We start from the raw sequence: 13,769 nt of genomic DNA on the forward strand, positions 1-13,769 counted from the left end.
CCGGCACGAACGCGCCAGCTAGCATCCCCCGCCATCCCGTCGTCCCCAACGCCCCAGCCGCAGATCCGCCTCGCGCGTCGCGCCGACCTGCCGGCGATCGTCGACCTCTTCAACGCGACGATCCCCGGCCGCACGGCGACCGCGCAGCTCGAGCCCTTCACGGTCGAGGAACGCGTTCCGTGGTTCGAGGCCAGCACGCCACACGAGCGGCCGTTGTGGGTGGCCGAGGATCCGGCCGGCGAGGTCGTCGCCTGGGTGGGCCTCAGCGACTTCTACATCCGCGCCGCCTACAAGCCCACGGCGCAGGTCAGCATCTACCTCAGGGACGACCAGCGCGGCGCAGGCCTCGGTGGCCGCCTCCTGGACCACGTGATCGCGGAGGCGCCGAAGGCCGGCGTCCACGCCCTGATCGGCCTCGTCTTCGCGCACAACGCACCGAGCCTGCGGCTGTTCGAGAGCCGCGGCTTCGAGCGCTGGGGCCACATGCCGCGCGTCGCGAACATGGACGGCGTCTGGCGCGATCTGGTGCACGTCGGCCGCCACGTCTCGTAGCCCCGCGACCGCGCGTGGTCTGCTGAGTCCGTCGCGGAGTTGCTGGGCTCGCCGCGCGGGACGAGTGGTGGATCGCACGGCTCCCACCCGGGCGGGACGCCACTGACCACCGCCGGGCGGACGAGTGGTGGATAGCACGGCTCCCAGCCCGGCCGGACGCCGTTGACCGCTGTCGTGTCGCGACGCGGGCGGCGCCGGCGTCACGGCCGCAGCGGTTTGCCCATCCGCCGGCTCGCGGAGCGCGAGCCGCGGACTCGCTCAGATGCCGCCGGGACTGACCGCCGCCGCCAAGAGGCCTGCGACGACGCAGAAGGCGACGAGCCACGCGATTGTTGATCCGTTCTGTGCCTGCATCACCCACCGCAACGCGGCCCTTCCGTGAGAGTTGCGCCTACCCACGCGCATCCTGACAGCCCGTCAGGACACCGGACATCGGGTCAGGACCCCACGCGCTCCCGGCTGGTGAACCCGCCGGCCTTGTGCGAGCCGTCGCAGAACGGCTTGTCGGCGCTGAGGCCGCACCGGCAGAGGACGACCGTGTCGCCCTCCGCCACCGACCAGGCCGCCCCGTCGACGTCGACGAGGCGCACCGGGCCGGTCAGCTTGTAGGGCCCGTCGTCGCGGACCTTGATCGTCGTGACGTCGTCCGCCACGGGGCGGCGCTCAGGCGTGGGCGCGGCGCTCCTCGATCAGCTGCTTCAGGTCCGCCACGACGGTCGGGGCCTGCTTGGCGAGCCGCTTGACGTCCCAGCGGTCCATGGTGACGAGCAGCATCGGCGAGGTCGCCGTGACGGTCGCGGTGCGCTGTGCCTTCTCCAGCACGCCCATCTCCCCGATGATGTCGCCGGGTCCGAGGTCGGCGAGGTGCTCCCCGCCGCGCTCGACCTTGGCCGTGCCTTCCTCTATCGCGAGCAGGTCGTACGAGTAGTCGCCCTCGCGGACGAGCTCCTTCCCGGCCGGCACGGAGACCTCCGAGGCCAGTCCGGCGATCGTGTTCAGCGCGCTCTCCTCGAGCGCGGCGAACACGGAGATCTTCTTCAAGCGTGATGCGTCCACAGAAACGTTCCTCCCTCGATGTCGAGCGATCTTCTCCCAAAACATGACGCTTGTGGAGAAAGCTGGGGGTGCGCCATCTCACACGCACGAGGGGCCCCGCTTCCACGGGGCCCCTCGCACTGCATCTGGTCGGCGCGGGCGGTCCGCGCCGTCGCTGTTACTTGGCGTCCTCGGCGGGGGCCTCGGGCTCCTCGCCCTTGGTCAACGCGACACCCTCGGACTCGCCTGCGCCGACACCGGCCGGGACCTTCGGCTGGATGACGGACAGCTGGACGGGCGGGTCGACGCCCTCCGGAGCCCGCTCGACGAGGACCGTGCCACCGGGCGTCAGCTCGGAGCGCAGCACGAAGTCCGCGAGCGGATCCTCGATGTAGCGCTGGATCGCGCGGCGGAGGGGACGGGCGCCCATGGCGGGGTCCCAGCCCTTCTCGACGAGCAGGTCCTTGGCGTCCTCGGTCAACTCCAGCTGCAGCTCGCGCTCCGCCAGCGACTGGCGGATGCGGGTGAGCAGGAGCTCCACGATCGTCTTGATCTCCGCCTTCTGCAGCTTGTGGAAGACCAGCACGTCGTCGATGCGGTTGAGGAACTCAGGCCGGAAGACCTTCTTGAGCTCGCCCATGACACGCGACTTCATGTCGTCGTAGGTCATACCCGCGTCGTCGTCGCCGACGGAGAAGCCGAGCGGGGTGTTCCGCGCGATCTCCGAGGCACCGATGTTCGAGGTCATGATCACGATCGCGTGCCGGAAGTCCACCGTGCGGCCCTGGGAGTCGGTCAGGCGACCGTCCTCCAGGATCTGCAGGAGGATGTTGAACACGTCCGGGTGCGCCTTCTCGATCTCGTCGAGCAGGAGGACGCAGTACGGCTTGCGCCGCACGGCCTCGGTCAGCTGACCGCCCTCGTCGTACCCGATGTAGCCGGGGGGCGAGCCGACGAGCCGGGACACGGCGTGCTTCTCCATGTACTCCGACATGTCGATGCGGATCATCGACTCCTCGTCCCCGAACAGGAACTCGGCGAGCGTGCGGGCCAGCTCGGTCTTGCCGACGCCGGACGGGCCGAGGAACACGAACGAGCCGGTCGGCCGCTTCGGGTCCTTCAGGCCGGCGCGGGAGCGGCGGATCGCCTTCGAGATGACCTCGACGGCGGCGTGCTGCCCGATGACGCGCTTGTGGAGCTCGTCCTCCATCCGCATCAGCTTGGCCGTCTCGGCCTCGGTGAGCTTAAAGACCGGGATGCCGGTCCACATGGAGACGATGTCGGCGATCTCCTCCTCGCCGATCGCGGGACGCTCCTGGCCTTCGGCCTCGCCCTGCTCCCAGGCCTCCTCGAGCTCGCGCTTCTTGTTCGTCAGGCGCCGCTCCGTGTCACGGAGGTTGGCGGCCTTCTCGAACTCCTGCGCCTCGATCGACGCCTCCTTCTCGCGGCGCGTCTTCTCGATGTCCTCCTCGAGCTCCCGGTACACGGGCGGGGAGGTCATGGACTTGATGCGCATGCGGGACGCGGCCTCGTCGATGAGGTCGATGGCCTTGTCCGGGAGCTGCCGGTCCGCGATGTAGCGGTCGGCGAGCTCCGACGCGGCCAGCAGGGCCTCGTCGGTGATCTCGACCTTGTGGTGCTGCTCGTACCGGTCGCGCAGGCCCTCCAGGATCTGGACGGTCTCCTCGACGGACGGCTGCTCCACGCGGATCTGCTGGAAGCGGCGCTCCAGGGCGGAGTCGCGCTCCAGGTACTTGCGGTACTCGTCGAGCGTCGTCGCACCGATCGTCTGCAGCTCACCGCGCGCGAGCGCGGGCTTCAGGATCGAGGCGGCGTCGATCGCACCCTCGGCGGCACCCGCGCCGACGAGGTTGTGGATCTCGTCGATGAACAGGATGATGTCGCCGCGCTGGGTGATCTCCTTCATCACCTTCTTCAGGCGCTCCTCGAACTCACCGCGGTATTTGGAGCCGGCGACCAGGGCAGCGAGGTCGAGCGTGTAGATCTGCTTGTTCTTCAGCAGCTCCGGCACGTCCGAGTTCGTGATGCGCTGGGCGAGGCCCTCGACGACGGCCGTCTTGCCGACGCCCGGCTCGCCGATCAGAACCGGGTTGTTCTTGGTGCGGCGGGAGAGGATCTGCATGATCCGCTCGATCTCGGTCTCGCGACCGACCACCGGGTCGAGCTTGCCGTCGGAGGCGAGCTTGGTGAGGTTGCGGCCGAACTGGTCCAGGAGCTTGGAGGACTTCTTGCCCTCGCCCTGGGCGCCACCGGCGCCGCTGGTCGTCCCGGAGCCCGTGCCGGACGCCGCGCCCGAGCCGGAGCCCTGACGACGGCCGCCGGGGCCCGAGAGCATCCGGATGACCTCGTTGCGGATCTTCTCGGAGTCCGCGTCGAAGTCGAGCAGGATGCGGGCGGCGACGCCCTCGTTCTCACGGACCAGGCCGAGCAGGATGTGCTCGGTGCCGATGTAGTTGTGGCCGAGGCTCAGCGCCTCGCGGAGCGCGAGCTCCAGCACCTTCTTCGCGCGGGGCGTGAAGGGGATCTGGCCGGAGGTCACCTCCTCGCCGGAGCCGACGATCCGCACGACCTGCGCGCGGACGCGTTCGACGGTGATGTCCAGGCTTTCGAGCACACGCGCGGCGAGACCCTCTTCCTCGCGCAACAGGCCGAGCAGGATGTGCTCGGTCCCGATGTAGTTGTGCTTGAGCGTCCGCGCCTCTTCCTGCGCGAGAACTACGACCTGGCGGGCCCGTTCGGTAAATCGCTCGAACATGCTGCTAGTCCTTCCTGCCGGTGCGCTGCTGCGTCCGGCTTGGGTAGTGCCTGGTCTCGATCCCAGAGAAGATCAGGGGACGGCGAAGTCCCCGGGCACCCGTGTATTCGGCCGCGGGGGCCAAATAGATGAGAGACCGGGGGTGATCGACGCCCATAGGCCAGTCTACCAACGGGGACGGCTCGCGCAGACCATCCGGAGGGAGGAAAGGCGCCGGGCTCTGCGCACCACCAGGTCGAGCGGCAACGCGCCAGCGACGGACCTCCCGCCGGCGTCTCGGCTCAGTCGCGCATGGCGGGGAAGAGGACGACCTCGCGGATCGTCCGCACGCCCGTCATCAGCATCACGAGGCGGTCGATGCCGAGCCCGAGGCCGCCGGTCGGCGGCATGCCCTGCTCGAGCGCCTGCACGAACACCTCGTCGTACGGCTGCGCCTCCTCGTCCCCGGCCTCGGAGAATCGGACCTGCGCCTCGAAGCGCTCGCGCTGGACATCCGGGTCGTTGAGCTCGGTGAACGCGTTCGCGATCTCCATGCCGTCGCAGAACGCCTCGAAGCGCTCGGTCAGGCCCGGCTTGGTCCGGTGCGCCTTGGCGAACGGGGAGATCGCGACGGGGTAGTCCATGACGAACGTCGGCTGCTTGAGGTTCGGCTCGACGTGCTTGGAGAGCAGGTCGTCGACCAGCTGCGGCCACGTGAGGTCGTCGACGCCCTTCAGCTCCAGGCCCGCAGCCTTGATCGCGGCGGCCAGGTCGGCCGACTCCGGGTGGGCCATGATGTCGACCCCGGTCGCCTCCTGGATCGCCTCGACGAACGACACGCGGCGCCACGGCGGGCTGAAGTCCAGCTCCCCCTCGTAGCCGACCGCCACCGACACGGCGTGCACGATCGACTCCAGGCGCGCGGCGGCGTCCTCGTAGTCGGCGTAAGCCTCGTACCACTCGAGCATCGTGAACTCGGGGTTGTGCTTGAACGAGACGCCCTCGTTGCGGAAGTCCTTGCCGAGCTCGTAGACGCGCTCCAGGCCGCCGACGATCAGCCGCTTGAGGTACAGCTCCGTGGCGATCCGCAGGTAGAAGTCGCGGTCCAGCGCGTTGTGGTGGGTGACGAAGGGACGCGCCATCGCGCCGCCGTACAGCGGCTGCAGGATCGGCGTCTCGACCTCGACGAAGCCGTCCTCGTCGAGCGCACGGCGGACCGTCGAGATGACCTTCGCGCGGGTGACGAAGAGCGCGCGGCTCTCGGCGTTGCCGATCAGGTCGAGCTCCCGGCGGCGGAAGCGCTGCTCGACGTCCTGCAGGCCGTGGTGCTTGTCCGGCGGCGGCCGCAGCGACTTCGCCAGCACGTCCAGCGACTCCACGCGCAGGGACAGCTCGCCGCGGCGCGAGCAGAAGACCGTCCCGTCGACGCCGACCAGGTCGCCGAGGTCAAGGTCGTCCAGCACCCGGTCCATGAGCTCGTCCCCCAGGACGTCCCGCTTGGCCTGCAGCTGCAGGCGGCCGGAGCGGTCGTCGAGGTCCAGGAACGCCATCTTGCCCTGGCCGCGGCGTGCGTGCAGCCGCCCGGCGATGCGGTAGCGGATCTCGGTCTCGGCGCCGGCCTCGAGGTCCGCGTGCGCGCTGCGGACGTCCCCGATCGGGGTCACGCCCGTGTACGCGTGCGGGAACGGGTCGACGCCCGCCGCGCGGAGCCGGTCGAGCTTGCCGCGGCGGACCGCCAGCAGCTCGTGCTCGGGCGCGGCGCCCTGGGGGTCGTCGCTCATGGCGACGGACCTAGAGCCCGAGGTCGATCTTGGTGATGGTGAGCTTGCGCGACTTGCCCGTCGGCAGCTGCACGGTGACCTCGTCGCCCTTCTTCTTGCCCATCAGCGCCTTGCCGACCGGCGACTCGTTGGAGAGCTTCTCCGGCGGCTTGGACTCGGCGGAGCCGACGATCGTGAACTTGCTGTCCTTCCCGTCCTCCGACTTCACGGTGACGGTGACGCCCACGCCCACCACGTCGGTGGAGACGTCGTCGGCCGTGACGACGCGCGCCGAGCGGATCTGCTCCTCGATCTGGGCGATCCGCGTCTCGAGCATGGCCTGCTCGTTCTTCGCGTCGTCGTACTCGGAGTTCTCCGAGATGTCACCGAACTCGCGGGCTTCCTTGATGCGGTCCGCGACCTCGCGACGCTTGACGGTCGACAGCTCCTCGAGCTCGGTCTTGAGCCCTTCGAGGCCCTCGTGGGTGAGGATGACGTCCTTCGGCATGGTCTGGTCTCAGTCGTCGGGGGGCCCCGGTCAGCTCACGAAAAACCCGCCACGAGCGGCGGGAAGATCACTGACCCGGTGTGAGCGACGGCGCAGTATAGCGGCGGGCGCTCAGACCGCCGCCGGGACCGTCCGCAGCGGCTCCAGCACTGCTCGGGCGCCGTCCACCCCGTCGGCCTGCTGGAGCGCCGACTGCAGCCGCTTGGCCGCCTGAGGCTCGAGGTCCATGCGCTCCACGTACCAGGGGTAGCACTTGCGCAGCCAGCGGCCGGCGCGCTCGGTGCCGAGGTGCTCGACGCAGCGCGCGATGGTCCAGTCCAGCTCGTCGAGGATCTCGGCGTGGGTCGGCGCGAGGTCGACGGGACGCAGGCCGAGCAGCTGCTCGAAGAGCCACGGGTTGCCCATGCTGCCGCGCGCGAGCATCACGGCCTCGACCCCGGTGTGCTCGTACGCCCGCAGGACGGACTCCGGGTCGTGGAGCCCGCCGGTGAGGATGACGGGCGCGCCCAGCGACTGCACGAGCTTCGCCGCCAGGTCGTAGTCCGGGACGCCCTTGTGGTGGACGGCCGCGCTGCGCGGGTGGAAGGTGATCGCGGCCACGCCGGCCTCGTCGACCAGGCGGTGAGCCAGGCCGAAGCCGTCCGTGTCCCCCGGCTTGGTCCCCGACCGCAGCTTCACCGTGACCGGGAGGCCGCTGCCCTCGTGTGCCGCGCGCGCGACCGCGACCGCGGTGTCCGGGTCCTTCAGCATCGCTGCACCGGCGCCGGTCTTGCAGACCTTCGGGACGGGGCAGCCCATGTTCAGGTCGATGATGTCGACGCCGGGGACGTGCTCGCCGACGTACGCCGCGGCGCTGCGCATGACCTCGGGGTCCTGGCCGAACAGCTGCAGCGACGTCGGGGACCAGACCCCACCCACCCCAGCGGTGGACTCGTCCGGGTGGACGCGCAGCAGCTCCTGGTGCGTCTTCTCGTTGCCGTAGTGGATCGCGAAGCTCGAGACCATCTCGCTGACCGCCATCCCCGCGCCGTGGCGCTTGGCCTGCAGCCGGACGAACCAGGTGCCGATGCCGGCCAGCGGCGCGAGCATCACCCGGTTGGGGACGTCGAGGCCGGCGAGCTTCCAGGGGTCGGTCAGGGACGGCATACCGCCCCCATGGTACGGAGCGGGCTACCGGTTCCGCTCGTGGATGAGCTTCAGGCCCTTGAGGGTCAGGAGGTTGTCCGTGTGCTCGATCGTCTCCGTGTGCGGGACGATGAGCCGCGCGAGGCCGCCGGTGGCGATGACCTCGCACTCGTCCCCGAGCTCCTCCTGGAGCCGGCGGACCAGGCCGTCGGCCTGCGCCGCGTAGCCGAAGACGATGCCCGACCGGATCGCCTCGACCGTCGACTTGCCGATCGGGTTGCGCGGGGCGATCAGGTCGATCTTCGGCAGCTTGGCGCCGCGCTCGGTGAGGGCATCCAGCGACACCTCGACACCGGGGGTGATGACGCCGCCCAGGTACTCCCCGCGCGGCGAGACCACGTCGTAGGTGACGGCGGTCCCGAAGTCGACGGAGATGCACGGGCCGCCGAGCTGCTCGTAGGCCGCGACCGCGTTGACGAGCCGGTCGGCGCCGAGCTCGCGCGGGTTGTCCATGCGGATCGGCATGCCGGTCTTGATGTTCGGCCCGACGGCGAGCATCTCATGACCGAGGTAGCGGCGGCCCATCTCGACCCACTCGGGCTCCAGCGACGGGACGGTGGACGACACGATCGACCCGTCGAGGTCGGCGAGCCCGACGCCGCGCAGCTCGAGCAGGTTGCGCAGCGCGGCACCGAGCTCGTCCGCGGTGGACGTGCGGACGCTGGCGAAGCGCCAGTGCTCGACGAGCGCGTCGTCCTGGAACGTGCCGAAGTGCGTCTGGGTGTTGCCGACGTCGACGACCAGGAGCATGAACGGGGCAGTCTACGTCGGCGCGGGCGGCGGGCCGGTCACCCCGGGCAGGCGCGGCGCAGGACGTCGTCCGTCTCGTCCGCCTCGTCGACCGCGCGCTCGGCGTCGACGTCGACCACCAGTGCCGACCCCGGGACGCACGGCGGGGCCAGGAAGGTGAGGACGGACGTCGCCCCGGCCGCCAGGTCGGGAAGCCGGAGTGCCGTCTGCTGGACGCCGTTGACCTGCAGCCGTGTCAGGAACGGGACGGCGACGAGGGTCGGTCCCGCGTTGCGCACCGTCACCGCGTAGGGCACCCGGCCGTCGCTGCGCGCGACGCCGACGGCGACCTTCGACGCCCGCAGGTCCGGACGCAGGTCGGGCTGCTTGCAGGCGGCGCTCGTGCGCCGGGCGGTGCGGACGACCTTCCCGCGGCTGTCGTACCAGCGGTAGCGCACGACGACGCGGTAGGCGCTCGGCGCGGCGAGCTGCTCGACGCGTTTGTCGTACACGAAGCCGGACACGTTCTTCTCGGACCGGACCCAGGCGCTGAAGGAGGCGAGCTTCACGCGCGTGAAGGTCTTCCCGTCGCCGGCGCGCTGCTGCAGCTCGAAGCGCATCCCCATGCTCGTGGCCTTGGCGATCGCCGGCATCGACCCGGTGAAGGTCGCCGCGCGGTCGGCCGGCGCGAGGCCGGTGGAGCACGCCTTCACGGTGACGCCGAGGGCCGGCTTGTCCGCGCTCCCGTCACTCCCGGCGACCTGTGCGGCGGCGGCCGGAGCGCACGCGAGCGACAGCCCGCCGGCGGAGGCGAGCAGGATGGAGCGGAGGCGGCGGACCCGTGACGGGCGCGGGCTGTGAGGCAGGCGAGGCACGCGTCCATACAACCACGTGCGGACGGCAAGGTTGCGGGCCCGGGGCGCCCCGATCGAGGCGCCCCGGTCCGCGCAGAAACTAGGTCAGCTGGTACAGGGGACCGTCGCCGCCCTCGGGGGTCGTCAGGCGACCGCCCTTGGCGGTGATCGCGCCGCACTGCACGCAGTTGGTGTAGTTGACGATCACATCGACGGGGCCGGTCTCGGGTGCGTCCTCCGGGATCTCGTACACACCGGCCGGGCACATCCAGCGCCACGTCTCCGCGATCTCGCGGGGGACGCGCTTCTGGACCCGGATGTGGTTCGGCGCGTCGTCCCGGGTCGAGTTGCCCGTGATGAACACCGACGACAGCTTGTCGAACGTGTACTTGTTGTCCGGCTTGGGGTAGCGGCTGGACGTCTTGCCCATGAACATCGGCTTGGCGTCCTGCCGGTGCCACGACCAGCGGCCGCCGGGCAGCTTGCCCTTGGTGATGATGTTCAGGTTCACCATGGGCGTGCCCTTGATGAAGCCCTTCTGGAAGGGCTGGCGGCCGTTGCGGACCTGGTAGAGCTCCTTGCCGACGAGGGACTCCTCGATCATCTCCTCGTAGGCCTCGACGCTCGACTCGCCGTTGACGAGCGACTTGTAGATCGCCTCCGCGGCGAGATGGCCGGACTTGATCGCGTGGTGCACGCCCTTGAGCGAGACCGTGTCGACCATGCCACCGGCGTCGCCGACGATCAGCGCGCCCGGCATCGTCAGCTTCGGCATCGACCAGTAGCCGCCGCCCGGCAGGGCCTTGGCGCCCCAGCCGACGCGCTCGCCGCCCTCGAGGATGCCCTTGACCAGCGGGTGCTGCTTGAACAGCTGCAGCAGGTCGTGGGCGCTCGTGGTCGCGTCCGCGTACTCGAGGTCGACGACGAAGCCGATCGAGACCAGGTCGTCCCCAGTCTTCTCGTCCTTCATCGGATAGATCCAGGAGCCGCCGATCTGGCCGTACTTGGCCGACAGGCTGAGCGGCCACGGGCCGATCGTGTGGATGACGCGGTCCAGCGGCTTGGTGACCTTCCAGACCTCCTTGACCCCGAGCTCCCAGGTCTGGGTCTCGCGACCCTCGCCGAGGTTGAACTCGCGGATCGCGGCGCCGGTCAGGTGGCCCCAGCAGCCCTCGGCGAGGACCGTCACGGCCGCCTTGATGTCGGCGCCGGGCTCGAAGTTGCCGAGCTCCTGGCCCTCCTTGCCGCGGCCCTTGTCGCCGGAGCGGACGCCGACGACGCGGCCGTCCTCGACGACGAGCTGCGACGCGGCGGTCTCCGTGAGGATGTACGCGCCGGCCTCCTCGGCGATCCGCGCCTGGTAGCGGGCGAGCGCGGCGACCGAGATGACCTCGTTGCCGTGGTTGCGGAACGGCGGCGGGACGGGCCAGATCGGCAGCTTCGTCTTCGCCGTGGGCGTCAGGTAGACGGACTCCTTGTGGACCTCGCCGAACGCGAAGCCCTCCTTCCGCCACTCCTCCCGGGTGAGGTCCGGGAAGAGGTCCTGCAGCGGCTCGGGACGCATGACCGCGCCGGACAGGTTGTGCCCGCCGCAGGTCTTGGCCTTCTCGATGACCGCCACGGGAACCTCCCCGAGGCGCTCCATCGTGTCCGGGTCGTCCGCGAGCAACTGCAGGAGCCGGTTCGCGCAGGCGAGACCGGCCGTACCGCCACCAACGATGGCGACGCCGACCTCGATGATCTCGTCCTCGCCGTCAAGTCCGTGCTTGACGAACTCCTTCTGGGTGTCGACGGGCGGCGGGAATGCGCCGGGAGCCGTCTGCACCTTGCCGTTGGTGGCGGCCATGATCAGCCCTTCTTGGCCTTGATGGCCTCGGTCAGCTTGGGCAGGATCTTGTTCAGGTCCCCGACGATGCCGAGGTCCGAGAACTCGAAGATCGGAGCGTTCGCGTCCTTGTTGATCGCGACGATGTTCTCCGAGGCCTGCATGCCGACCTTGTGCTGGATCGCGCCCGAGATGCCGGCCGCGAGGTACAGCTTCGGGGCGACCGTCTTGCCCGTCTGGCCGATCTGGCCCGCGTACGGGTACCAGCCGGCGTCGACGACCGCGCGGGTCGCGGCGACGGCGGAGCTGCCACCGAACGCGGCGGCGAGGTCGTTGCAGAGGTCGAAGCCCTCGGCCTTGCCGAGACCACGGCCACCGGCGACGAGGATGTTCGCGCCCTCGATGTCGACGTCGGCGCCGCGCTGCTCGCCACGGGTGACGATGGTCGCCTGGGCCGACTGCGAGCTCGCCTCGTAGGAGAGCGCCTCGACCGGGGCCGCACCGGCGCCGTCCTTGGTGATCTCGAACGCGTTCAGGCGGCCGATGATGATGCCGACGTCGGAGCGGTACTTGATCTCCGAGATCGACGAGTCGCCCAGGATCGGGCGCTCGGCGACGAGCTCCCCGCCCTCGACGCGGACCGTCGTGATCTCCATCGCCACGCCGGCACCGATACGAGCGGCCAGGCCGGCGCCGATCTCGAAGCCGAGCAGGCCGCCGCCGAACAGCGCGTACATGTAGCCGCCGCTGCCGATGGCCGCGGCCATGGCGTCGACGACCGGCTGCGCGAGGCCGTCGGGGCCCTCGGCGGTGAGGACCTTGGCGGCCCCGTACTCGCCGAGCGACGCCGCGAGGTCCTCAGGGACGCCCTCGCCGACGAGGATCGCGTGCGCCTCGCCGCCGAGCTCCTTCGCCAGGCGGGCACCCTCGGCGACTGCGCCGAGGGAGTTCTTGTTGATCGCGCCTTCGTAATGCAGCGCGTAGACCAGGATGTTGGACATGTGTGTCAGTTCCCTTTCTGCTCTAAAGGAGCTTGCGCTCGTCGAGCCAGGCCACGATCTTCTCGACGGTCTCGGCGGTGTCCTCGTCCTCGATGATGAGGCCGGCGGCCTTCGACGGCGGCGCCTTGGCCGACGTCCACTGCGCGTTGGAGTTGTCGCCACCGACCTTGGAGGCGTCGATCTCGACGTCGCCGGTCGCGACGGAGTCCAGCGGCTTCTTCTTCGCACCCATGATCGCCTTCAGCGACGGGTAGCGCGGCTCGTTGATCGCGTCGCCGACCGAGATCACGGCGGGCGTCTGGATCTTCACGGTGTCGTAGCCGTACTCGGCCTGACGCTCGCAGGTGAGCTCGTTGCCCTCGAGGTCGAGCTTGATGACCTGGGTGAGCGACGGCATCGACAGGAACTCGGCCACGACGGCGCCGATCGTGTAGCACTCGCCGTCGTCAGACTGCTGACCGAGCAGGACGAGGTCCGGGTTCTCGCGCTTCAGCGTCTGCGCGAGCGCGTAGCCGGTGGCGGCGACGTCGGAACCGGCGAGGGCGTCGTCGCTCAGGTGCACCGAGCGGTCGGCGCCGAGGGACACGGCCTTGTGCAGCGCGCGGACGGCGGAGCTGGGGCCCATCGTGACGGCGACGATCTCTTCGACCTCCGCGCCCCCCTCCTTGATCTGCATGGCCGCCTCGATGGCGTGCGTGTCGTACGGGTTCAGGTTCTTCTCGCCGCCACGGTCCATACGACCGGTGGACGGGTCGATGCGCTTCTGGACCGCCGCGTCAGGGACCTCTTTGACGAGGACACAGATCTTCACGTCAGACCTCCTGTGTTGATTGCCTTGGCCGCCTGGTGACGGGCGGCGCGGGTTGTGGGACTGGGTTCCGCAACAGGGAACTCAAGATGGGGCCGCCGAGTTTACCGACCGGGTTGACTGACGAGTCAATCGGGCACGGCGACGATGGCGAAAGTGCGGTCTTGCAGGGACCTTTCGAGCCCAGACGGGCGCGCTGGGACAGGCGGCGGAGGCCTTCGCCTCAGTCGCGCACCTTCACGGCGCCCTGGATGAAGTCGATGATCGCCTGGGTGGGGGCACCGGGCGTGAAGACCTCGGCCACGCCGAGCTTCTTGAGCTCGGGGATGTCGTCGCTGGGGATGGTGCCCCCGACGGTCACGAGCACGTCCGTGATGCCCTGCGCCGCCAGCAGGTCGACGACCTTGGGGACGAGGGTCATGTGGGCACCGGAGAGGATCGACAGCCCGACGGCGTCGGCGTCCTCCTGGATCACGGTCTCCACGATCTGCTCGGGCGTCTGATGGAGGCCCGTGTAGATGACCTCCATGCCGGCATCGCGAAGGGCGCGCGCGATGATCTTGGCCCCCCGGTCATGCCCGTCGAGGCCAGGCTTGGCGACGACGACGCGGATCTTGCGCTGGACGGCAGTGGCGGCTGACATAGCGCGCGGGATCATATTCCCCTAACGCTCGTTCCGTCTTGCGGCTCGCGGCCCTGCAACGGTCGGCTCCGGGGTGCGTCGTTTGACGTGAGCACGCGAACACGCAACTCTTTG

The 13,769-nt window shown here is 69.9% G+C and carries 13 protein-coding genes; 1 reads left to right on the forward strand and 12 read right to left on the reverse strand.

What is annotated here, in order from left to right:
* Positions 1 to 33 precede the first annotated feature (33 nt).
* Positions 34 to 552, forward strand: coding sequence for an N-acetyltransferase family protein (locus DSM112329_RS19810; protein WP_354702504.1), 519 nt, complete (start codon positions 34 to 36; stop codon positions 550 to 552).
* 437 nt (positions 553 to 989) lie between these two features.
* Here DSM112329_RS19810 and DSM112329_RS19815 read toward each other — a convergent pair whose 3' ends face one another.
* The 12 genes from DSM112329_RS19815 to DSM112329_RS19870 form a co-directional block, all read right to left on the reverse strand.
* Positions 990 to 1,205 (reverse strand): CDGSH iron-sulfur domain-containing protein, encoded by a 216-nt coding sequence (locus DSM112329_RS19815; protein ID WP_354698284.1) that lies wholly within the window; start codon positions 1,203 to 1,205, stop codon positions 990 to 992.
* 10 nt (positions 1,206 to 1,215) lie between these two features.
* A complete protein-coding gene (locus tag DSM112329_RS19820) occupies positions 1,216 to 1,593 on the reverse strand; it encodes a cyclic nucleotide-binding domain-containing protein (RefSeq protein WP_354698285.1) in 378 nt (125 codons plus the stop codon).
* A gap of 172 nt (positions 1,594 to 1,765) precedes the next feature.
* Positions 1,766 to 4,363: an ATP-dependent Clp protease ATP-binding subunit gene (locus DSM112329_RS19825; protein WP_354698286.1), complete on the reverse strand. Its 2,598-nt coding sequence runs from the start codon at positions 4,361 to 4,363 to the stop codon at positions 1,766 to 1,768.
* 281 nt (positions 4,364 to 4,644) lie between these two features.
* The gene (lysS, locus tag DSM112329_RS19830; RefSeq protein ID WP_354698287.1) at positions 4,645 to 6,123 is read right to left on the reverse strand and encodes a lysine--tRNA ligase; all 1,479 of its coding nucleotides are present in this window, start codon (positions 6,121 to 6,123) and stop codon (positions 4,645 to 4,647) included.
* Positions 6,124 to 6,133: 10 nt separating this feature from the next.
* Positions 6,134 to 6,610 (reverse strand): transcription elongation factor GreA, encoded by a 477-nt coding sequence (greA, locus tag DSM112329_RS19835; protein ID WP_354698288.1) that lies wholly within the window; start codon positions 6,608 to 6,610, stop codon positions 6,134 to 6,136.
* Positions 6,611 to 6,721: 111 nt separating this feature from the next.
* Positions 6,722 to 7,756 carry a tRNA-dihydrouridine synthase family protein gene (locus DSM112329_RS19840; RefSeq protein ID WP_354698289.1) on the reverse strand — a complete coding sequence of 345 codons (1,035 nt, stop codon included), beginning with the start codon at positions 7,754 to 7,756 and terminating at the stop codon, positions 6,722 to 6,724.
* 24 nt (positions 7,757 to 7,780) lie between these two features.
* On the reverse strand, positions 7,781 to 8,545 hold the full coding sequence (locus DSM112329_RS19845) for a type III pantothenate kinase (protein ID WP_354698290.1): 765 nt from the start codon (positions 8,543 to 8,545) through the stop codon (positions 7,781 to 7,783).
* Between the two features lie 38 nt (positions 8,546 to 8,583).
* Positions 8,584 to 9,399, reverse strand: a complete 816-nt coding sequence (locus tag DSM112329_RS19850; protein ID WP_354698291.1) for a CARDB domain-containing protein — start codon at positions 9,397 to 9,399, stop codon at positions 8,584 to 8,586.
* Between the two features lie 79 nt (positions 9,400 to 9,478).
* Positions 9,479 to 11,224 (reverse strand): electron-transfer flavoprotein:ubiquinone oxidoreductase, encoded by a 1,746-nt coding sequence (locus DSM112329_RS19855; RefSeq protein WP_354698292.1) that lies wholly within the window; start codon positions 11,222 to 11,224, stop codon positions 9,479 to 9,481.
* Positions 11,225 to 11,226: 2 nt separating this feature from the next.
* Positions 11,227 to 12,204, reverse strand: a complete 978-nt coding sequence (locus tag DSM112329_RS19860) for an electron transfer flavoprotein subunit alpha/FixB family protein (RefSeq protein WP_354698293.1) — start codon at positions 12,202 to 12,204, stop codon at positions 11,227 to 11,229.
* 22 nt (positions 12,205 to 12,226) lie between these two features.
* Entirely contained in the window at positions 12,227 to 13,015 is a 789-nt protein-coding gene (locus tag DSM112329_RS19865) for an electron transfer flavoprotein subunit beta/FixA family protein (protein WP_354698294.1), read from the reverse strand.
* A 220-nt stretch (positions 13,016 to 13,235) separates the two neighbouring features.
* Positions 13,236 to 13,655, reverse strand: coding sequence for a cobalamin B12-binding domain-containing protein (locus DSM112329_RS19870; protein ID WP_354698295.1), 420 nt, complete (start codon positions 13,653 to 13,655; stop codon positions 13,236 to 13,238).
* Between the last annotated feature and the right edge of the window lie 114 nt (positions 13,656 to 13,769).

It is taken from the genome of Paraconexibacter sp. AEG42_29 (assembly GCF_040581415.1).
Classification (GTDB): Bacteria; Actinomycetota; Thermoleophilia; order Solirubrobacterales; family Solirubrobacteraceae; genus Paraconexibacter.

Coding starts and splice junctions, on each gene's coding strand:
- DSM112329_RS19825 (WP_354698286.1), bottom strand. CDS start 4,363: ATGTTCGAGCGATTTACCGAACGGGCCCGCCAGGTCGTAGTTCTCGCG.
- lysS (WP_354698287.1), bottom strand. CDS start 6,123: ATGAGCGACGACCCCCAGGGCGCCGCGCCCGAGCACGAGCTGCTGGCG.
- greA (WP_354698288.1), bottom strand. CDS start 6,610: ATGCCGAAGGACGTCATCCTCACCCACGAGGGCCTCGAAGGGCTCAAG.
- DSM112329_RS19840 (WP_354698289.1), bottom strand. CDS start 7,756: ATGCCGTCCCTGACCGACCCCTGGAAGCTCGCCGGCCTCGACGTCCCC.
- DSM112329_RS19845 (WP_354698290.1), bottom strand. CDS start 8,545: ATGCTCCTGGTCGTCGACGTCGGCAACACCCAGACGCACTTCGGCACG.
- DSM112329_RS19855 (WP_354698292.1), bottom strand. CDS start 11,224: ATGGCCGCCACCAACGGCAAGGTGCAGACGGCTCCCGGCGCATTCCCG.
- DSM112329_RS19860 (WP_354698293.1), bottom strand. CDS start 12,204: ATGTCCAACATCCTGGTCTACGCGCTGCATTACGAAGGCGCGATCAAC.
- DSM112329_RS19870 (WP_354698295.1), bottom strand. CDS start 13,655: ATGTCAGCCGCCACTGCCGTCCAGCGCAAGATCCGCGTCGTCGTCGCC.